Source organism: Acinetobacter junii CIP 64.5 (genome assembly GCF_000368765.1).
In the GTDB taxonomy this organism is placed as follows: domain Bacteria; phylum Pseudomonadota; class Gammaproteobacteria; order Pseudomonadales; family Moraxellaceae; genus Acinetobacter; species Acinetobacter junii.
Genome location: NZ_KB849654.1, coordinates 333,732 through 355,252, shown reverse-complemented (window position 1 = coordinate 355,252; position 21,521 = coordinate 333,732). Strand labels below are relative to the sequence as shown.

Annotated in this window: 19 protein-coding genes; 12 read left to right on the top strand and 7 right to left on the bottom strand. The window is 38.8% G+C overall.

Annotated features, from left to right (window positions below; all coding sequences use genetic code 11):
- Window position 1 precedes the first annotated feature (1 nt).
- On the top strand, window positions 2–847 hold the full coding sequence (tauD, locus tag F948_RS03200; RefSeq protein WP_004959926.1) for a taurine dioxygenase: 846 nt from the start codon (window positions 2–4) through the stop codon (window positions 845–847).
- A gap of 34 nt (window positions 848–881) precedes the next feature.
- Here tauD and F948_RS03195 read toward each other — a convergent pair whose 3' ends face one another.
- Together F948_RS03195 and F948_RS03190 are read right to left on the bottom strand one after the other, a co-directional pair.
- Window positions 882–1,553, bottom strand: a complete 672-nt coding sequence (locus tag F948_RS03195) for a hypothetical protein (RefSeq protein ID WP_004959923.1) — start codon at window positions 1,551–1,553, stop codon at window positions 882–884.
- Between the two features lie 143 nt (window positions 1,554–1,696).
- Window positions 1,697–2,137 carry a universal stress protein gene (locus F948_RS03190; RefSeq protein WP_004913714.1) on the bottom strand — a complete coding sequence of 147 codons (441 nt, stop codon included), beginning with the start codon at window positions 2,135–2,137 and terminating at the stop codon, window positions 1,697–1,699.
- Between the two features lie 249 nt (window positions 2,138–2,386).
- Here F948_RS03190 and F948_RS03185 point away from each other — a divergent pair, with 249 nt between their 5' ends.
- A complete protein-coding gene (locus F948_RS03185; RefSeq protein ID WP_004913710.1) occupies window positions 2,387–2,677 on the top strand; it encodes a hypothetical protein in 291 nt (96 codons plus the stop codon).
- A 108-nt stretch (window positions 2,678–2,785) separates the two neighbouring features.
- The gene (locus F948_RS03180; protein ID WP_004913708.1) at window positions 2,786–3,277 is read left to right on the top strand and encodes a DUF2505 family protein; all 492 of its coding nucleotides are present in this window, start codon (window positions 2,786–2,788) and stop codon (window positions 3,275–3,277) included.
- 78 nt (window positions 3,278–3,355) lie between these two features.
- Here F948_RS03180 and F948_RS15905 read toward each other — a convergent pair whose 3' ends face one another.
- Entirely contained in the window at window positions 3,356–3,559 is a 204-nt protein-coding gene (locus tag F948_RS15905) for a hypothetical protein (RefSeq protein WP_004913706.1), read from the bottom strand.
- 127 nt (window positions 3,560–3,686) lie between these two features.
- On the opposite strand from F948_RS15905, the gene def reads away from it, so the two are divergent.
- Window positions 3,687–4,172 (top strand): peptide deformylase, encoded by a 486-nt coding sequence (def, locus tag F948_RS03175; protein ID WP_004959920.1) that lies wholly within the window; start codon window positions 3,687–3,689, stop codon window positions 4,170–4,172.
- Between the two features lie 14 nt (window positions 4,173–4,186).
- Window positions 4,187–4,573: an endonuclease domain-containing protein gene (locus tag F948_RS03170; protein WP_017397291.1), complete on the top strand. Its 387-nt coding sequence runs from the start codon at window positions 4,187–4,189 to the stop codon at window positions 4,571–4,573.
- Window positions 4,574–4,638: 65 nt separating this feature from the next.
- Here F948_RS03170 and F948_RS03165 read toward each other — a convergent pair whose 3' ends face one another.
- Window positions 4,639–5,472: a TIGR02391 family protein gene (locus tag F948_RS03165; RefSeq protein WP_004959914.1), complete on the bottom strand. Its 834-nt coding sequence runs from the start codon at window positions 5,470–5,472 to the stop codon at window positions 4,639–4,641.
- Window positions 5,473–5,674: 202 nt separating this feature from the next.
- Entirely contained in the window at window positions 5,675–9,361 is a 3,687-nt protein-coding gene (metH, locus tag F948_RS03160) for a methionine synthase (protein ID WP_004959911.1), read from the bottom strand.
- 436 nt (window positions 9,362–9,797) lie between these two features.
- Between metH and F948_RS03155 the strand changes: the two genes are divergently transcribed.
- On the top strand, window positions 9,798–11,426 hold the full coding sequence (locus F948_RS03155; RefSeq protein WP_004952882.1) for an inorganic phosphate transporter: 1,629 nt from the start codon (window positions 9,798–9,800) through the stop codon (window positions 11,424–11,426).
- Between the two features lie 479 nt (window positions 11,427–11,905).
- Here the strand turns inward: F948_RS03155 and F948_RS03150 are convergent, their stop codons facing one another.
- Both F948_RS03150 and radA read right to left on the bottom strand, forming a co-directional pair.
- Window positions 11,906–12,874, bottom strand: a complete 969-nt coding sequence (locus F948_RS03150; RefSeq protein ID WP_004959908.1) for a Tim44 domain-containing protein — start codon at window positions 12,872–12,874, stop codon at window positions 11,906–11,908.
- A gap of 82 nt (window positions 12,875–12,956) precedes the next feature.
- On the bottom strand, window positions 12,957–14,348 hold the full coding sequence (gene radA / locus F948_RS03145; protein ID WP_004959906.1) for a DNA repair protein RadA: 1,392 nt from the start codon (window positions 14,346–14,348) through the stop codon (window positions 12,957–12,959).
- Window positions 14,349–14,700: 352 nt separating this feature from the next.
- On the opposite strand from radA, the gene F948_RS03140 reads away from it, so the two are divergent.
- The 6 genes from F948_RS03140 (at window position 14,701) to F948_RS03115 (ending at window position 21,077) form a co-directional block, all read left to right on the top strand.
- Window positions 14,701–16,194 carry an alanine/glycine:cation symporter family protein gene (locus tag F948_RS03140; protein WP_004952886.1) on the top strand — a complete coding sequence of 498 codons (1,494 nt, stop codon included), beginning with the start codon at window positions 14,701–14,703 and terminating at the stop codon, window positions 16,192–16,194.
- Window positions 16,195–16,504: 310 nt separating this feature from the next.
- Complete coding sequence (locus tag F948_RS03135) at window positions 16,505–17,917, top strand: amino acid permease (RefSeq protein ID WP_004959901.1); 1,413 nt, start codon at window positions 16,505–16,507, stop codon at window positions 17,915–17,917.
- Between the two features lie 115 nt (window positions 17,918–18,032).
- On the top strand, window positions 18,033–18,248 hold the full coding sequence (gene lptM, locus F948_RS03130; protein ID WP_004913686.1) for an LPS translocon maturation chaperone LptM: 216 nt from the start codon (window positions 18,033–18,035) through the stop codon (window positions 18,246–18,248).
- A 42-nt stretch (window positions 18,249–18,290) separates the two neighbouring features.
- Entirely contained in the window at window positions 18,291–19,541 is a 1,251-nt protein-coding gene (gene lysA, locus F948_RS03125) for a diaminopimelate decarboxylase (protein WP_004959899.1), read from the top strand.
- A 5-nt stretch (window positions 19,542–19,546) separates the two neighbouring features.
- On the top strand, window positions 19,547–20,401 hold the full coding sequence (dapF, locus tag F948_RS03120) for a diaminopimelate epimerase (protein ID WP_004913683.1): 855 nt from the start codon (window positions 19,547–19,549) through the stop codon (window positions 20,399–20,401).
- A 73-nt stretch (window positions 20,402–20,474) separates the two neighbouring features.
- Window positions 20,475–21,077, top strand: coding sequence for an alpha/beta fold hydrolase (locus tag F948_RS03115; RefSeq protein WP_004959896.1), 603 nt, complete (start codon window positions 20,475–20,477; stop codon window positions 21,075–21,077).
- Window positions 21,078–21,521: the final 444 nt, after the last annotated feature.

Below are 21,521 nucleotides of genomic sequence, written 5' to 3'. Positions count from 1 at the left end.
GATGACGTTAAATATTGAAGTTATTAAACCAACCATTGGTGCAATTATTCACGATGTTGATTTAAATACGGTTGATGAAAATACCACACAACAAATTCAACAGGCTTTGCTGGATCATCATGTAATTTTCTTCCGCAATCAGCAGCTTGCACCTCAGGCTCAAGCTGAACTTGCACGTGGCTTTGGTTCTTTACATATTCATCCTATTTTCCCGACAGTAGAAAATGTGCCTGAAATTATTGTTCTAGACAGTTGGAAGCAAGATTTACGTGACAACGAGCTTTGGCATACTGATGTGACTTTCAGTCAAAATCCGCCATTAGGGTGTGTCTTGCAAGCCATCAAGATTCCACCTGTAGGTGGTGATACATTGTGGTCGAGTGGGGTAGCCGCATTTGCTGCATTGGATCAAAGCTTGCAACAAAAGTTAAAAGGTTTAACGGCTACACACGATATTCGTCAGTCTTTCCCGATTGAACGTTTTGCGCATAATGATGTTGAGCGTAAGAAATTGGAGGAAACCTTCAAACGTAATCCACCCGTTGTTCATCCTGTGGTGAGAACCCATCCTGTGACAGGACAGCCGATTTTGTTTGTGAGCGAAGGTTTCACCACACGTATTAATGAGCTAGATGAATCAGAAAGTGCTGAGTTATTGCAATATCTATTCGCCCACGCGACTCATGAGCAGTTTCATTTACGTTGGCAATGGCAAGAAGGCGATGTGGCGATTTGGGATAATCGTTGCACACAGCATAAGGCTTTATTTGATTATGGTGATGCGCATCGGATTATGCACCGCGCCACCATCAATGGTGATGCACCGTTTTATCAAGCTGCAAGTTAATTAATAAAGGCTATTTGCATTACAAGGTTGAGTATCAAGATTCTTTCTTCAGTAAACCTTTAAGCTGATTCAAATATTGTTGTGCATTTTGCTCCACATTTTTTTCCGCTTTACTTAGATCAGATTGAATTGCTTTAACATTTTTTTCAAAGTGAGTTAAATCCAAATCTCCTAGATTCTTTTCTTCATTGAACATTTGCAAAGCAGAACGACTTAAAATCATAAATTGCTGGGTCATCTTCCATTCATACTTACAGCAACTTTGGATGATATTTTTTAATCGACCGAGACGTATTTGCTGATTAATTTGCTTGTAGTCAGGATGACTTGCACTAAAGAATAGAGCTTTTTCAATAGCATCACCGCTGTGCCAACCTTTAGCCAAATTATCCTGTGCAGCCTTGACATAGATGTCAGCCACTCGTTTTCTATCCGCTAAGATGTGGTTTTCAATATCAGCTAGATCAGTCAATCGTTCAATTGGCTCAAATTTAACTTCAATACCATATTTGCTATGAATGGATTCATCTTTGACGCGTAAGTAAATGGTTTCCCCAATTTTTACATCGGCTACAACTAAATTTTTAACAAGTTGAGCATGGTAATTTTGGGTACTGCCAAGCAATTCAGCATGAATATATTTAGTCCCAATTTTAAGGATATAAAATTGCCCAAACTCAGTTGTTTTCTGTTTCTTGCTTTGCACACTACACCTAATAAGCAATTTCATTGTGAAAATAATATCATTATGTATTGATTTCAACCATGTAATGCAAATAGCCTTAATAAATTTAAAAAATGAAAAAACCTTGTGCAAAATCACAAGGTTTTTTTTCGAAGCTTTGTTTATTACTGTTTGACGATCAACACAGGGATATGTGATTCGGTCAATACAGCACGTGCTACGCTACCGAGTAATAAACGTTTAACGCCAGTACGACCATGAGAACCCATAATAATTAAGTCAGCGCCGACTTCCTCTGCGACAAAGATAATCCCTTCGCTAGCAGGACCATGATGTATTTTGGTGGTTACTTGAATTCCATCACGGGTAAATGACTGAGCGATATCTTGCAACTGTGTTTTAGCATGCGCCTCTGCTTGCATAAAATGCTCTGTAATTGCGGGTGCAACTTGATAGAAATCCACGCCCACATATGGATCAACCGCAACAACACTCAATACAGTGACCTTTGCCCCAGATAATTTAGCTAAAGACAGTGCATGCTCAACGGCTGCATAAGAAATTGGAGAGTCATCAACTGCAACTAAAATATTTTGATAAGACATATTTGCTCCTTATTGTTTATCGTTGTAAAAAGATAAAGTTATATTATGTAGATAGCATATTGAACGTCGTCTAGCAAATTAGACCATGATCAAAAATGTATGATAAAACTGAAAATATTGCTGCAATACAGTAAATTCCACAGCAAAATAGAGATATAACAAAATATCGGTATTTTTGTAATTTACTTTAAAACTCACATGACTGTTTGCTTCTTTTTATCAATCAAACTTTAACCTAAAGGAATCTCAGTGTTACTCAATTTAGAAGCATTTAAACAGCAGAAGTTTGATCAGGTTGCTGCGAAAATCATGGCTGATCCTGATCAATATTTGGGATTTGATTCTGTTTCGGATTTTTATAAAGCAGAATGGTTGGATGAGTTTCCGCAAGGTACGACGTGGTCAGCGACAGGCTTAGATGATGGGGCAGAGCAATTTTACGCCATCATAGAGTATGGGCGACACTATCTATATATCAGTCGAACTGAAAAGGTCACGGTAAAACTTGGCATGCGACATGACTACAATAAAAATAACTAATCCGAACAGTCATCTATTTTAGAGTAAACAGCCTTTGCGATTTTTATCTCAATGTTATACTTCCGAGCAGAGATGAAATCCCAAATAAAACGAAACGGAAATTTTAAAATGGCGCATCAATTTACGGTTAATGAAACAATTCACGGTGTTTCAATTGAAGATTTTACACGATTAGTTGCTCAAACCTCATTGCATGAAGCAGTGTGTAAACGTATCCCTGGGGATAACCTCGAAATTCTTGAGTCAAATGTAAATGGCGACATTTATACTTTGCGTCGTGAATATAATCTTGACGTCAGCATTCCAGATGTTGCTAAAAAATTATTAAAAAATGCATTCCGCTTAAAACGTTCAGATATCACTAATCTTAAAAATCTAACTTCGACTGTTGAACTTGGCGCAAACCTTCCTTTAGAGGCAAAAGCTGAACGCAAAGTTACAGGTAATAGTGAAAAAGTAGATATTTCATTGACTTGGAATGTGAAAGTAAAAGTACCTTTGATTGGTGGTATGCTTGAAAAGCACGCTGAAGGCGAAATTCGTAAATTTAGCCAACTTGAAATTGAAATCGTAGAAGATGAGTTAAAGAAACAACTTTAATTTAAGCTGAAAATAAAACTCCCCTGAATCGACTGATCTAACGAAGAAAGGTTTGATGAAGGAGAGTTTTTTTATTGTCTAGAAGCGCAGAAAATAAGGAACTATGGAAAGTATTAGCCCAATCATACTGATCATAGTTGTACTCTCAATAAAATAAGTAAATAGCATAAGCAATAAGCCACAGATCAGAGGCACAGTCATTTTCTGTCTCTTACCATATATAAAATAGCCTAAGCCAATCGAACTAAAAAGAACACTCAAATAAAGTGGTAGTGCATTCATGCCAATTCCCTATGTTTTTTAATAAGAAAATATTATGACAAGATTCTTAAATGAAAATGATAGAAGCCAAATTCATTATCCAATAGTATCAATCTAAGTTCGATTTAAAAAATTATAAGGTTCTATGATGAGTGTAATTTTGCCAATAGCGCAACGCGGTGAAGAGATTTTAAAAATTAAAGCAGCTTTAGTCTCAGATGCAGAGTTTAATAGTGAATGGTTGTTGCAACTGGCTTCTGCGATGCATGCGACGATGTTGGAGCGTAATGGTGTTGGAATTGCTGCGCCACAGGTTTATATCTCCAAGCGTGTGATTATCGTGGCATCTCGTCCAAATTCTCGTTATCCCGATGCCCCTGAAATGGATGCTGTGGTGATGGTTAATCCTGAGATTTTGGAATTTTCTCATGCGACTTGTTTGGGGGAAGAGGGATGTTTAAGTGTTCCTGATGAGCGTGGGCAAGTGCAACGAGCACAGAGTATCAAAGTCCGTTATCACACTTTACAAGGTGAGGTGATTGAAACAACATTTGATGGTTTTCCTGCACGTATTGTTCAACATGAAGTTGATCATTTAGATGGTGTGTTGTTTGTAGAGCGTTTGAGTGCTTAGAAGTTAAATTAATAATGAAGCCTTACAATAAGAACTTAAAACTTCCATCACGAGATTTACGAAGCAACATGACTGATGCAGAACAATTGCTATGGTCAAGATTGCGCCGTAAACAGATTTTAGGGTTACAGTTCTATCGACAGAAACCTTTATTAAATTATATTGTGGATTTTTATTGTCCAGCAGTGAATTTAGTTATTGAATGTGATGGTGGACAACACTATACCCAAGATGGGTTGGAAGCAGACAGAAGTCGAGACCGTGCTTTAAACGAGCTTGAACTTGTGACATTAAGGTTTAGTAATCATCTGATTTTGACCGAAATAGATGCAGTAGTAGAGCAGGTTTATTGTATTGCTGAGCAAAGATTAGAATCTCCCTTTGATAAAAGGGGACTTTAGTGTGAATTGGATGAATACCGCGGATTCGTGCTACTCCCTCCTTTTTAAAGGAGGGTTGGGGAGGATTAAAAACTTCCTTCGTATATTTTTTTAGCTTCTACTGCTTTATCTAGTTTTCGATGAATAAGAGAAATCATTGATAAAATATCAAGAGCATCTTGTTCATTGATTTCCCATGCTATTTTTGGAGCATGCGCTGTAGTGTTTCTAAAAGTTCCAAAAACTCCTTTTAATAAATTCATGAATCCTTTCTGCTCACTTTCATGACTTTCACTTGTTAGATTATTTAGTGCTAAATAAGGAATCTTACCTCTATATGAAAAAGCTTGATCTACTAATTCTGAACCGTCTGTAGTTAAGTCTGTTTTTATTCTAATTTTTTCTGCAATACTTTTAGTTGCTTCAAATACAGCATGAAAATAATTATCGACAAGTAATTCAGCTTTACAAAAAGTAAGGACGTCAGAATGAATTTTTCGGTCTAATAATGTTTTTCTTAAATTTTGAGCTCGCTCCTCAGCCTCAGAAAAAGTGTTTACTTTAGCTGTTGTTCTAATATCACCACTTTCAGTTAGTTCTAAGCCTTCAAATGACAATACATAATTTAGTTCGGTTCTTATATTTTTAAACCATTCTTTTCTATGGATGTTGCGGGATGGACGTAGTACATATTTGATAAAAGCTAGAACATTGTTAGAACAGCGATCTTCACTTTGCTTGATACTAAGAGCATCATACAAACGCTTCCATTTTGTAGAGTTTAATTGTGGGTCTTTGATATTTGTTTCAGCAAGATATTTGGAAATTTCAGTTCCTGAAATCCCGTGATATGTATCACCTAAAATTTTACAAATACTTTCTAGACTACCAAGATCAATATTTTTAATTATTGCCATCATTTACTTTAATTTTCAAGGATGTGTATATTCTAAGTATATGTTTTTGTAATATCAATTCAATCCCTCCCAACCTCCCTTTGAAAAGGGAGGAGCAGTCACCTAATTCGATTAATCATATGATATCTCTCTCTTTTTAAAGAAGGCAAACGAGATCCAATTCAAAAAATCCCCCTCAATCGGGGGGATTTTTTATTACAAAAGTTTAACCAATCGAATCATCTAAATTCGGTGCTAACCAGCGTTTTGCTTCATCGAGTGTCCAGCCTTTACGTTTTGCATAATCCTCAAGTTGATCTTGAGAGATTTTGCCCACATTAAAGTATTCACTTTGAGGATGCGAATAATAGAAACCACTTACAGAAGATGGCGGCATCATCGCAAAGTGTTCAGTCAACTTCGTACCAATCTTCGCTTCCGAACCTAACCAATCAAATAGCACTGCTTTTTCAGAATGCTCCGGGCAAGCAGGATAACCTGGCGCAGGACGAATACCGACATATTTCTCTTTGATCAGTTCTTCATTACTCAACGTTTCATCTGCTTTATAGCCCCAGAACTCTTTACGAATACGTTCATGTAAATGCTCAGCAAATGCTTCTGCAAAACGATCCGCTAAAGACTGAACCAAAATTGCTGAATAGTCATCACCTTTGGCTTTATATTCATTGGCCAATTCTTCAGCACCAAAGATCGACACCGTGAAACCACCGAGATAATCTTCAGGTTGTTCAGAAGGCTTAATATAATCCGCTAAAGACAAGTTTGGTTTACCTGTCACTTTGTCTGATTGTTGACGTACGTGCTCAAAGGTGTGAGTACGATTTTGACCTGATTCATCAAATACGCTGACGGTATCTGCACCAGTACGCTGAGCAGGGTATAAGCCAAATACAGCACGGGCATCGAAACGTTTATTTTCAATGATGTCTTTCAGCATCGCTTGAGCTTGATTATAAAGATCAGTCGCTGCTTCACCGACCACTTCATCTTCTAAAATTTTCGGGAATTTACCCGCCAAACTCCAAGAGATAAAGAATGGTGTCCAGTCAAAATATTCAACTAAGGTTTCAAGCGGATAATTCTTAATAACTTGTGTACCCAAAGCATTTGGTTTTGGTGGTACATAGTTATTATCAATTTTAAAACCGTTTTCGACTGATTCTGCATAACTCAATTTTGCAGCTTTCGGTTGTTTATTTGCTAAACGTTCACGAATCTTGGCATATTCAGCACGATGCTCTGCAATAAAGTTACCGCGCATTTCAGGAGAAAGTAGGGTGGTTGCGACACCCACTGCACGTGAAGCATCCGCGACGTAAATTACTGCATCATTTGAATATTGAGGATCAATTTTAACTGCGGTGTGTGCTTTTGATGTGGTTGCACCGCCGATCAATAAAGGAATATTAAAACCTTTACGTTGCATTTCTTTGGCAACAAAGACCATTTCATCCAAAGAAGGGGTGATCAAACCTGACAAACCAATGATGTCACATTTCTCATCTATTGCTGTTTGCAGAATTTTTTCTGCAGGTACCATCACGCCAAGGTCAACGATGTCATAACCATTACAACCCAAGACAACACCCACAATATTTTTACCAATATCGTGTACGTCACCTTTTACCGTTGCCATCAGGACTTTACCTTTAGATTGTCCTTCTGACTTTTCAGCTTCAATGTATGGGTTGAGCCATGCTACAGCTTGTTTCATGACGCGTGCAGATTTAACGACTTGAGGAAGGAACATTTTTCCTGAACCAAACAAGTCACCCACAACGTTCATGCCGTCCATTAATGGGCCTTCGATCACATCAAGCGGACGTTTTGATTTTAAACGTGCTTCTTCAGTATCTTGATCGATATACGTGGTAATACCTTTAACTAAAGCGTATTCAAGACGTTTTTCGACAGACTCATTACGCCATTCAAGATTTTCAGCTTCTTTGGCTGCGCCACCATGACTACGATATTTTTCTGCAACTTCAAGTAATTTTTCAGTGGCTTCCTGTCCACTTTCTCCCTGATTTTGATTGAGGATAACGTCTTCAACCGCATCTTTCAGTTCTTTTGGAATATCGTCATAAATCGCCATCTGACCAGCGTTTACGATACCCATAGTCATGCCTTGTTTGATGGCATGATAGAGGAATACTGAGTGAATCGCTTCGCGTACAGGTTCATTACCACGGAATGAGAACGAAACGTTAGAGACACCACCAGAAATCATGGCATGTGGTAAGTTTTGTTTGATCCAACCAGTCGCTTCAATAAAGTCTACGGCATAGTTATTGTGTTCTTCGATCCCTGTTGCTACTGCAAACACGTTTGGATCGAAAATAATATCTTCAGCTGGATAGCCAACCTCATTGACTAAAATGTCATAAGAGCGTTTACAAATTTCACGTTTACGTTCAGCGGTATCTGCCTGACCAACTTCGTCAAAAGCCATGACAATAACTGCTGCGCCGTACTGACGGCAGAGGCGAGCTTTTTCGACAAACTCGTCATAACCTTCTTTTAAGGAAATCGAGTTTACAACAGGTTTACCTTGAACACATTTTAGACCTGCTTCAATGATTTCCCATTTCGATGAGTCAATCATGATCGGCACACGCGAAATATCAGGTTCTGAAGCGACAAGGTTCAGGAAATGCACCATCGCACCTTGCGAATCGAGCATCCCTTCATCCATGTTGATATCAATGATCTGCGCACCAGCTTCAACTTGTTGCTGAGCGACTTCTAAAGCTTCTGCAAAATTTTCTTCACGGATGAGACGAAGGAACTTTTTTGATCCTGTAACGTTAGTACGTTCACCAACGTTTACGAATAAAGAATCATCATAAATATTAAATGGTTCTAAACCACTCAAACGGCAAGCATGAACAGTCTCAGGAATTTTACGTGGTGGAATATCTTTAACAGCTTGGTAGATCGCACGGATATGGTCTGGTGTGGTACCACAGCAACCACCAGTAATATTGATCAAACCACTCTCAGCAAATTCTTTAATAAAGGCTGCGGTTTGTTCTGGGGTTTCATCATACTCACCAAATGCATTCGGTAAACCAGCATTAGGATGGGCTGAAACAAAGGTATCTGCAACGTCAGAAATCGTTTTAACGTGAGGGCGCATTGCATCTGCACCCAATGCACAGTTAAAACCAATTGATAGCAAATCACCATGACGCACTGAGTTCCAGAATGCTTCAGCAGTTTGACCTGTCAATGTACGACCTGAGGCATCTGTGATCGTACCTGAAATCATCAATGGAAGTTCATAACCGATTTGCTTAAAGACTTCTTTGACCGCAAAGATTGCCGCTTTACAGTTCAATGTATCGAAAACTGTTTCGATTAATAGAATGTCAGCACCACCTTCAATTAAGGCGTGTGTTGCTTCGATATAATTTTCTTTTAGTTCATCGAAAGTAATATTACGGAATGCTGGATCATTGACGTTCGGTGAGATCGAACATGTACGTGATGTAGGACCGAGTACACCTGCCACGAATCGTGGCTTATCTGGGGTAGAGTATTTGTCACAAGCCGCTCTCGCAAGACGTGCTGCTTCACGGTTGATCTCAGGTACAAGATCTTCCATGTGATAATCTGACATTGAAACACGTGTACCATTGAAGCTGTTGGTTTCAATAATGTCTGCACCAGCATCCAAATAAGCTTCATGGATACCCTGAATAATCTGCGGTTGAGTCAGTACTAAAAGGTCATTATTACCTTTGAGATCAGAAGCCCAATCTGCGAAACGTTCACCACGATAATCTTCTTCTTCTAATTTATGGCGTTGAATCATGGTTCCCATTGCACCATCAATAATCAAGATGCGTTGGGCGAGAAGAGATTTCAGGGTGGCAAGCGTGGACATAAGGAACCCCAGTATATGGCAAATATAAAAAGCTGAGGCATTGTAACAGAAGCGAACAGAAAGCGCGTATTTTCAACAACACAGAGCACTGATTCTTCAGTTCAATTTTGATGTGTCACAAAACCTTCATTAATTTGTAATAATTATGAGGAATAATGCTCCAAAAACCAGCGAATGAACTGAAATATGACAAATTGATGTCATATTTTGTAGCATTTGTTGCAAAATCAGACAAACAGTTTTTAAGACTTTTTGTTTTTATATCATATTGTATTTAAAGGGATATTTAATTTAATAGATTAAAGATTAGAACAAAAAACATCACAAAATGAGCTGAAATGATGAAATATCAGCTTTATATGACATCTCTTTGTCATATAATTGTCATAATTTAATTAAACAATACAGGGGATTTTTTTATCCTCTAACCGTCTACATGAATTCTAATATTCCTCCTGTTTCGGATTCACCGCTTGCCAACTCTTCGGCAAAATCGACGAATGTACATGTACCTACACCGAAATTCTTTATGCCGGTGTTTTTGACGATCATTGTTTCAACACTTATATATATTGGATTTCAGGTGAGTGCTGATTTAGCGCATGTACCACCTTTGAGTTTATATTCAGTTATTCTTTTGTCTACGGCATTATTCATTGCCTTAGGTTTTGAGTTTGTAAATGGTTTTCACGATACAGCGAATGCTGTAGCAACCGTAATTTACACCAATGCCTTACCTGCACCTGTTGCAGTGATGTGGGCTGGCTTCTGTAACTTTCTTGGAGTTATGGTGGCAAGTGGAGCAGTTGCTTACGGAATTATTGCATTACTTCCAGTTGAAATGATCATGAATGTCGGCAGTGGTGCTGGCTTTGCTATGGTTTTTGCACTGTTGATTGCAGCGATTCTGTGGAACTTAGGAACTTGGTTCTTAGGTATTCCTGCATCAAGTTCTCATACTTTGATCGGTTCGATCTTGGGTGTGGGGATCATGAATCACTTGTTAAATGCATCAACTGGCGCAACCAGCGGCATTGATATGGATCAAGTCATCAAAGTCGGAAAGGCATTGTTATTTTCACCTTTGATCGGTTTTGCATTTGCAGCAATTGTATTCTTACTGGTTAAAACAATTTTTAAGCGCCAATTGGAATTGTTCCAACCTCCTGTTGGTAACAAACCACCACCACCACTTATTCGTGCGATTTTAATCTTTACCTGTACGGGTGTAAGTTTTGCGCACGGTTCAAATGATGGTCAAAAAGGCATGGGCTTAATCATGTTGATTTTGATTGGTTTAGTTCCTTTGGCTTATTCATTGAATAAAAACTTAGATGCTCAACATCTACAATCATTCGAACAGCTTTCGGCTCAAACAGCGACAGTATTGAATGTCAATCAGAATGAATTATCTGATGAAAAAGCTCGCGAAGTTTTGACGAAATTTATTCAAACCAAAGAGCAAACCCCAGAAGTTGTTCCTGCTCTTGCAAGCATGACCTCTCATTTGGGTGATCGTGTAGCGACTTATGGCAACTTAAAGGATATTCCTGAAGCTGCTGTGAGTGAAATTCGTAATGACATGTATTTAAGTACAACGACATTTAAACGTTTAGATAAAGCAGATGCTTTGCCTGAAATGAATAAAGACCAAGAAAAATTGGTAAAAGAATATCGTAGTAACTTAGATTCGTTCTTACAATACATTCCAAACTGGGTGAAGGTCGCAGTCGCGCTTGCTCTTGGTTTAGGTACGATGGTGGGTTGGAAACGTATCGTGATTACAGTGGGTGAGCGTATCGGTAAAAACCACATGACATATGGTCAAGGTATGTCAGCGGAATTAGTTGCGATGAGTACGATTGCTGCTGCTGATGGTTTAGGTATGCCTGTATCAACAACACACGTTTTAAACAGTGCGGTTGCAGGTACGATGGTGGCAAATAAATCAGGTTTGAATTTCGCAACAGTTCGTACCATACTTTCAGCTTGGGTATTTACCTTACCTGCAACGATCTGTTTGTCAGGTGGTTTGTACTGGGTATTCCTACAGTTTGTGTCTTAAGTATAGTTAGAAGATTTAGAACAGAAATAAAAGCTTTGCTTCGGCAAGGCTTTTTTATTGCTTTAATCTTTTGAGCTGATTGCACTATTAGTATATCTGTTGCTAAGCAAAGGCTTAGTCACCTGAACCAATAGATTGTTTTAAACATTGATTTCAGCTCTTTTTTTTTACGTTGTAACTAGTCATTTTAGCTTTGCACCTAAACTATCCATAAAATTTAAATCAACAGCATGCGCATCAAAAAAATTAAGAAAGTGAAGGCTATTCCCCAAATGTGGAATATGTTTCCTGATAAATATTAATTATTATGAAGATGCCTATATGTTTGGTTATCTTTATTGTAAACAACGTTTTACTTAAATTTCGTTTACACTCCGCCATTCTCAAAAATCGAGAGTGGCTTTTTTTATTTCTCATAAAATTGCACCAATAAAAAAAAGGAGCTATTGAATAGCTCCTTTTTTAAATGATATTAGCAATTATGCTTGTTGGATTCCTGCCACAACCCAATCTTGTTGCGAGCCAACAGGTTTAACAAAGTGCCAAATTTCAGTAAATGGTTGTGGCAAGCTATTTAAATCTTCACTTACCGTACCGGTGAAACGAACGCTAACCACATATTGTCCATTTTCAGTTGTGCTTTCAGCAACCATCGCATTAAGATTGCTAAACTCAGCCACATCTTGGTCTTGGTTAGCCATGATGTCGCTATACATTGAGTTATAAAGCTCAGGAGTCAAGTAACGACGAATTTCTTCGATATTGCTTGCGCTATTTACTGATTGAATGTGATTGAAGCGTTGGCGTGCAATACGAAGGAAAGCAGCAGGTTCAGTCCCATCAGGTAATTGGTTGCCACTGTTCATTGATGCACCACCAAACGGTGCCTGAGTCGCAACGCCACCACCAACTGATTGACCAAAAATATTGGTGTTGTCACCAGCAGTTTGACGCATAGTTGGTTGTGGGCTTACAGGACGGCCAAAGTTGTTTTGACCGTTATTATTTGGAGCATATGGATTAGCTGTGGCTAATTTTTTTTTTGCACCGAATTTACGGAATACAAAGAATGCAACTGCAGCAGCTAGGAGTACCCATAACCAACCTGGAATACCACCTTTTTCCTCTTCTTGCGCAGCTTGCTGCTCAGCAGAAGTAGGATTGTTGTCATCTGCCAATGCATTTGCAGCAACTGCACCTACAGCAGCACCTGCTACACCAGCAGCAACCATAGAACCTACGCCTGGACCTGATTTTTGAGTCGTCGTAGTTTTAGTTGTAGGTTGTTGGTACGATTGAGTTGTAGTTGGCTGAGATTGAGTCGTCGTTGTTGAACGAGTCATACCATGACTTTTGCCACCGCCCGCACGTTTAGCTTCTGCAACTGGTGCTGCGACCAAAGTTGCCATCAATAAAGCTGCCATCAAGCCACGCTGGTGTACTTGCATCGAAAATTCCTATTTAATTCCAATATGTAAGTGTATTTATGAAGGTATTCGTTGATAATTTCAACTAAAAAAGTATGTTTTTTTATGTCAGTTCATCACTAAGCTGCATTGCTTCAGTCAATGCTTCATGTAAACGAGCTACAGCAATGATTTGAACACCATCAATACTTTTTTGTGGCGCATTTGCTCTTGGTAAAATCACATATTTAAAACCATGTTTTGCCGCTTCTTTTAAGCGTTCCTGACCATTCGGAACAGGGCGTATTTCTCCCGATAAACCAACTTCACCAAAAACAGCCAGTTGTTGTGGTAATGCTTTACCACGCAAACTTGAAGCGCAGGCGAGTAATACCGCTAGATCTGAACCAGTTTCCGTGATCTTTAATCCACCTACGACATTAACATAAACATCTTGTCCCGCAGTTTGAACACCACCATGTCGATGCATTACTGCAAGCAGCATGTTCAGACGATTTTGTTCAAGTCCTAATGCAACACGCCGAGGTTGAGCATGTGCATCATCAACAAGAGCTTGAACTTCGACGAGTAATGGGCGAGTACCTTCACGGCTAATCATCACAATTGAACCCGGAATGGCTTCATCATAACGACTGAGGAAAATAGCTGAGGGATTGGCGACTTCTCGTAGCCCTTTATCGGTCATGCCAAAGACACTTAGCTCGTTGACTGCTCCGAAACGGTTTTTCACGGCACGAATCATACGATATCGAGAATCCGACTGACCTTCGAAATACAGTACGCAATCCACCATATGTTCAAGCACACGTGGTCCAGCTAAAGCACCTTCTTTAGTTACATGCCCCACGATAAATAACGCTGTTCCGCTATTTTTTGCAAAACGTGTGAGCAGGGCGGCTGATTCACGGATTTGTGAGACACCACCTGGTGCAGATTGTAAGGTTTCTGTATATAAGGTCTGAATCGAGTCTAAAATCGCAACGGCTGGTCTTTCTTGAGCCAATACTTCACAGATTCTTTCTACACAGGTTTCAGCCATTACTTTGAGTTGGTCAGTAGGTAAATCTAATCGCTGCGCACGTAAAGCGACTTGTGATAATGATTCTTCACCTGTGACATAAAGCGCGGAACTTTTAGCTGCTGCCATATGAGTAGCTGTTTGCAATAAGATGGTAGATTTCCCGATACCAGGATCACCACCGATTAAAACGACTGATCCAGTCACTAAACCGCCACCGAGTACGCGATCAAATTCGCCAATCCCAGTAGCTAGACGAGTTTCATGTGAAACGGAAATTTTATTTAGAGTTGTGATGCTCGCTGCTTGACCTGCATAACCGCCTCCCATCTTTGATTGCGCTCTGTGGGATACGATTGGCTCTATGCGAACTTCTACGAGGCTATTCCATTCTCCACATTCAGAGCATTGTCCTGCCCATTTTGGATGATCGGCGCCACATTGTTCACATCGATAAACAGTTTTAATTTTTGCCATATATAAAATTGAAAATTTGCGATAAATTAGTTAAAAAGTAGAGTAATTACGGAAAAGATCAATATCGTTCATTTTCTTGATAAGGATTTAAGAGTAAACGGTGTTTTCGTAATTGACTGGTTAAAGGGAAGTGCTCAGAAAAATAACACGATATAAGACTTTTACAAGTAAGATATAGTAGGTTTTTGAGTCGAAAAATTCTTTAAATTCACTTTTTCCACGGAAGGTCTTTGAGCATTTGCTCATTTGTTGTCATAAGAATTATATTGAATGGCATAAATATTGCTGATGCTCAGACAAATGAAAATGTATCAATTGATATATTTTTAAATTATACAAAAGGTTGGTGTTTATGAGTGCAGCAGAAATTGTTGATTGGATAAATAGTATTATTTGGAGCAAAGCTCTGATCTATTTATGTTTAGGTGCAGGTTTATTTTTCTCCGTCCTAACAAGGTTTGTTCAAGTTCGTCAGATCAAAGATATGATAAGGCTCCTCATTAAAGGAGGCTCATCAGCACAAGGTATTTCTTCGTTTCAAGCACTCGCTGTTTCACTGTCAGGTCGTGTTGGTGTAGGTAATATTGCAGGCGTTGCTGCCGCAATTGGTTTTGGTGGACCAGGTGCAGTCTTCTGGATGTGGGTCGTTGCCTTTCTAGGAGCAAGTACCGCATATGTTGAATCAACCTTGGGTCAAATCTATAAAGTTGAATATCAAGGTCAATATCGTGGTGGACCTGCATTCTATTTTGACCGTGGTCTAGGTCAACGTTGGTTAGGGATTCTATTTGCAATCGCAGCAATTATTTCATGTGGTTTATTCTTACCAGGTATTCAAGCAAATGCGGTTGGTAACGCATTCACTCAAATTACTGGTGAAGGTGCGATTGTATTTGGAAACGTCGGTACTTATAAGCTTTTAGCTTTAGTTGTGATTGTGGCATTACTTGCGGTCATTATCTTTGGTGGTATTAAACGAATTGCAAAATTTGCTGAATTCGTGGTGCCATTTATGGCGGCAGGCTATATTTTGATGGCTTTAATTATTGTCTTCATCAATATTGATAAGTTACCTGGTGTGATTTCCTTAATTTTTGCTGATGCCTTTTCTCCTATGGCAGGTCTGGGTGCTGCAATTGGTTGGGGGGTAAAACGTGGTGTCTATTCGAATGAAGCAGGACAGGGTACAGGACCACATGCCGCTGCCGCAGCTGAGGTACAGCATCCTGCGCAACAAGGTTTAGTACAAGCATTCTCGATTTATGTAGATACTTTATTCGTGTGTTCAGCAACTGCGTTTATGATTTTGATCACGGGCATGTATAACGTTCAAGGTACATTAGAAGCTGGTCAATTTATTGTACAAAACGTTGCTGCTACAGCTGAAATTGGTTCGCCAGCATTTACACAAATGGCTGTGAGCACGGTATTTGGTGGTTTTGGACAAATCTTTGTTGCGTTAGCTGTATTCTTCTTCGCATTTACAACGATTGTTGCCTATTACTATATCGCTGAAACCAACATTACTTATTTAAGTTATATTACCAAAACTCCATCTTTATTATTTATCACCAAATGCTTCATCATTCTTTCTGTTTCATATGGCGTAATCAGTGCGACGGGCTATATTTGGGGAATTGGTGATATCGGTGTGGGCTTAATGGCTTGGATTAACATCATTGGTATTATTGTGACTTACTTCATTTGGAAACCAACGATTAAAGCATTAAGAGATTATGAACAGCAGCAAAAAGCGGGTGTTAAAGAGTTTACTTTTGATCCAGTAAAACTTGGTATTCGTAATGCTACGTTCTGGGAAGATCGTATTAAGAATAAACAAAAGTAATATCATAATAAATTAAAGTAAAAATCTAGATAAAAAGCAGCCTTCAGAGGCTGCTTTTTTATTGCTTAATTTTTAAGCCATTGAAAAATATGGAGTCAAAAAAGTGCATTGAGTTGGTACATCCTTGTGCGTATGATCAGGCCCTTTTGTATTTAACTTGAAATGTTGAGTTGTACAGACAGAAAATTGGTTAGCTAAAACATCATCAAAACAATTTACAGTGCAAGAAGATGCCATTAAATGGTGCGAATTGTCATTTTGATTTGATCATTAGCTAATGAACGAAAGATACTGGAGAGTTTTTGTAAAAATGTCGAATCAAAATTTAGGTGAGGTCAACGAGCAAAGTGGGCTTCACCGTAGTCTATCTAATCGACATCTTCAACTGATTGCAATTGGTGGCGCAATTGGAACAGGATTGTTTATGGGTTCAGGTAAAACGATTAGTTTAGCTGGCCCATCAATTCTATTTATTTATATGTTGATTGGTTTGATGGTGTTCTTTGTCATGCGTGCATTGGGCGAATTATTGCTTTCAAACCTAAACTATAAATCATTTATTGATTTATCAACTGACTTGATTGGTCCGTGGGCAGGTTATTTCGTTGGCTGGACGTATTGGTTATGTTGGGTCACGATTGGTATTGCTGACTTGTCCGCGATCATTTATTACCTCGAATTTTTTAATGGTGGACAGTCATTTACGCCTTTAGGTGGTTTGTTGATTAGTACCGTTGCCATAGCATTCGTATTGGGTCTGAATCTCGTTACCGTGAAGTTATTTGGTGAAATGGAATTCTGGTTTGCAATGGTGAAAATCACAGCGATTATTGTATTAATCCTTGTAGGTTTATGGATGATTTTCACTGGTTTTACTAATACATCGGGAACTGTAGCCAGCGTTTCAAACTTATGGACGCATGGAGGTATGTTCCCTAAAGGCTTCGAAGGGTTCCTTGCAGGATTCCAAATTGCAATTTTTGCATTTGTTGGGGTAGAGCTTGTCGGAACTACGGCTGCTGAAACTCAAGACCCTCAGAGAAACTTACCCAAAGCGATTAACTCGATTCCAATACGTATTATCATTTTCTATGTCTTGGCTCTTTTCGTCGTCATGAGTGTCACGCCTTGGGATCAGATCAATCCTAAAGTCAGCCCATTTGTGAATATTTTCTCTCAGGCTGGTATTGCATCTGCTGCAATTATTATGAATTTGGTGGTGTTATCTTCGGTAATGTCATCTATGAACAGTGGGGTATTCTCAACGAGTCGTATGCTTTTTGGTTTATCAACAGATAAACAAGCACCTCGACTATTTGCAGGTTTGTCTAAAGCCGCTGTTCCAGCAAACGCATTGATTTTCTCAGCGATCTGTATTTTCATCGGCGCATTGATTCAGTTTGTATATAAGTTACAAAGCGGAACTAACGATGAAGTAACAGCATTTGTTTTGGCAACGACCTTATCTACGATTTTGTTTATTTGCGTTTGGATCATCATTATGTGGAGTTATATGAACTACCGCAAACGGTCTCCTGAACTTCATGAGCAGTCAATTTTTAAATTGCCAGGTGGTGTGGTGACATGCTGGATCGTGATCATTTTCTTCTTATGCACGATTGGCGTTTTAGCATTGGATGAAGATACTCGAAAATCTCTGATTGTCAGTCCAATTTGGTTCATTATTCTGATCATTGGTTATTTCTTCGCAAAGAAAAAATAAGATCAACCTTGATATATGAAAACGTCAGCTTATGTTGGCGTTTTTTTATGTTTGGACTTTAGCCAATTTGAGGTTCACGCTATACTGCTCCGAATTGTAAAAATTAGGTGCTCAGATGCTTAAAGTCATTTGTTCGATCAGTTTATTGTTTAGCAGTATTGTATTAACAGCGTGTGGTCAATCTGGTGCTTTACAGTTACCGTCTGATCCAAACCATGATAAAAGAGCAAAGTATTTGCTTTACAAAAACGATGCATCGCAATCTCAAAGCTCATCTGATCAAAAGGATGATGATACTCAAGTTGAAAACTCAACATCATCATCACAGTAGTCAAAACCATCTCACCTTAAGTTTGTAAATAAGGACATCTTCATGAGTTTCACTCGCATTAATGGCGTATTGCATGCTGAGCAATGTTCACTTGATCAGCTCGCGCAGCAATTCGGCACGCCACTCTATGTTTATTCCAAAGCAACTTTGGAAAAACATTATCTAGATATGGATCGTGCTTTTGATTTTATTGATCATCAAATCTGTTTTGCGGTGAAATCAAACTCAAACTTAGCTGTTCTTAATGTATTGGCAAAACTAGGTGCTGGTTTTGATATTGTGACTGGTGGAGAGCTTGCCCGTGTTCTTGCAGCTGGTGGTAATCCAGCGAAGATCGTTTTTTCAGGCTTGGGTAAGTCAGAAGCAGACATTGAAAAAGCATTAGATGTTGGCATCGCTTGTTTCAATGTTGAATCTTATGCTGAACTTGATCGTATTCAGAAAGTTGCAGCTAAACTTGGAAAAAAAGCTCCGATTTCATTGCGTGTCAATCCAGATGTTGATGCAAAGACGCATCCTTATATTTCAACAGGCTTGAAAGAAAATAAATTCGGTATCCCAAGCGATACAGTGTATGAAACTTATCAATACGCAGCGTCTTTACCAAACTTAGAAATTGTCGGGATCGACTGTCATATTGGATCACAGTTGACTGAGACCAAGCCATTCGTTGATGCGCTTGATCGTGTGGTTTTAATGATTGAAGAGTTGAAAAAGTTAGGCATCAACCTCAAACATATTGATATTGGTGGTGGTTTAGGTGTGCGCTATAAAGATGAAATACCGCCAACCGTTGCTGAATATGCAAATGCGATGCGCCCTGTATTAGAAAAACTAGGTTTGAAAGTTTATATGGAGCCTGGTCGTAGTATTTCTGCAAATGCAGGTGCATTATTAACAAAGGTTGATTTGTTGAAACCAACGAATCATCGAAATTTTGCAATTATTGACGCTGCAATGAACGATTTGATTCGTCCTGCTTTATATGAAGCATGGATGGATATCCAATCTGTTGCCCCACATTCAGATGTTGAAGTAAAAACATGGGATTTGGTTGGTGCGATCTGTGAAACAGGTGATTTCTTGGGGAAACAGCGTGATTTAGCGCTGCAAGAAAATGATGTCTTAGCAGTATTGGGTGCTGGAGCTTATGGTTTTGTAATGAGCTCAAACTATAATACACGTGGTCGTGCTGCTGAAGTGATGGTCAGTGGTGATCAAGCTTATTTAATACGTGAGCGTGAAACCATCGAATCACTTTGGGAAAAAGAACGTTTATTGCCTGAGGAGTAAATTGGATGTATTTAGAATTTACCAAAATGCATGGTTTGGGCAATGATTTTATGGTTGTTGACCTTGTCACCCAACGCGCTTATTTAGATACAGTCACGATTCAGCGTTTAGCTGATCGTCATTTTGGCGTGGGCTTTGATCAGTTACTTATCGTTGAACCGCCTGATTTTCCAGATGCTGACTTTAAATACCGTATTTTTAACGCAGATGGTTCTGAAGTTGAACAGTGTGGTAATGGTGTGCGTTGTTTCGCTCGATTTGTACATGAGCGCCAACTGACGACTAAAACTAAGATTCGTGTGCAAACAAAAGCAGGTATTGTAGAGCCTGAATTGGGAGCAAATGGTTGGGTACGTGTCAACATGGGTCCGCCGAAGTTTCTTCCAGCTGAGATTCCATTCCTAACGGATGAACACGAAGACACTGAAGGTCTTTACAAACTGGGCCTTGCTGATAATAAAAGCATCAACATTGATGTCGTTAACATGGGAAATCCTCATGCGGTTACGATCGTGCCAGATGTATTAACGGCTGATGTTGCAGGAATCGGTCCTCAAGTTGAATCACATGCTCGTTTTCCAGCAAGAGTAAATGCTGGTTTTATGCAAATCGTTGATGAAAAACATATTCGCTTACGTGTGTTTGAACGTGGTGTAGGTGAGACTTTAGCTTGTGGTACAGGTGCTTGTGCCGCTGCTGTCAGTGGTATGCGCCGTGGTTTACTCGCTAATGAAGTTGAAGTTCAGTTAGCGGGTGGGAAATTGCATATAGCTTGGCGTGAAGGCGATGTGGTGTGGATGACAGGTCCAACCACGCATGTTTATGATGCGCGTCTGGATTTAAGATATTTCCAAAGCTAAATTGAGTGGTAAATAAACACCTTGCACTTAGTAGGGTGTTTATCTCTAAGAATAATAAGTCTCAAGGATAATAATGAATAACTTGGTTTTTCTTCCAGGCGCTTCAGGTAATACACAATTTTGGTATCCTTTAGTTGCACAACTACCCAAAACTTACACAAAGCAAGTGATTGCATATCCAAGTTTCCATGGTGTGGCTGCACATCCTGATATAAATAGTTTTGATGATTTGAGTGATTATGTTGTTGAGCAGATTCAACAACCTTCAATCTTAATTGCACAGTCAATGGGTGGAATCTTTGCGATCAAAGCTGCACTAGAAAAAACCTCTTTAATAAAAGGTTTAATCTTGATTGCAACCTCGGGCGGGGTCAATTTAGATCAGTTTCAGGTTCAAGATTGGCGTGAATTTTATCAGCAAGAATACGCAGAATATCCGAACTGGTTTATCACAACCAGCATCAATTACGAGGAATTCATATCCTCGATAGATATCAAAACCTTATTGATTTGGGGTGAACATGATCCAATTAGCCCCGTTGAGGTAGGTAAGTATCTAAATCATTTAATTGAAAAATCTAATTTATATATTGTCGAGGGTGGTGATCATCAGTTGGCAAAAAAATGTGCCAATGAAGTCGCGTTACAAATTAATAAGTTTTTAGAAACTATTTAGCTTTATGTCGAGTGTGTTCCACAAATACATTATTGGATTGATTATCTTTTACTAAATGCTAGTTTTAAGGCAAACAGTAGACTTCTTGCAAAAATCAAAAAACGATCAACGTTTTGTTTGTTTTTTATCCACATTAAAAAGTCATGTTCTACTATCATGAGTACATGAAATATGAAAAAGTAAAGATGCTATCAAATAGTCAGTTTAAACGACTGATTGGAATACAACCCTCAACCTTTTTAGAAATGCTTGAAGTATTAGAGTCAAGCCCACTACTGTCCCATAGTTTGCTCTAAATAAAAAAACTGAGTCTAAATAGTTAAAATATGAGTGCAAACAAACACTTTAACTATAAAGGACTCAGGTTTTGTCACATCAGAATACCGTATTTCATCAATTACTCAAACCCATTTTAAGACAAGATTTTGAACGTCTGGCTAAACT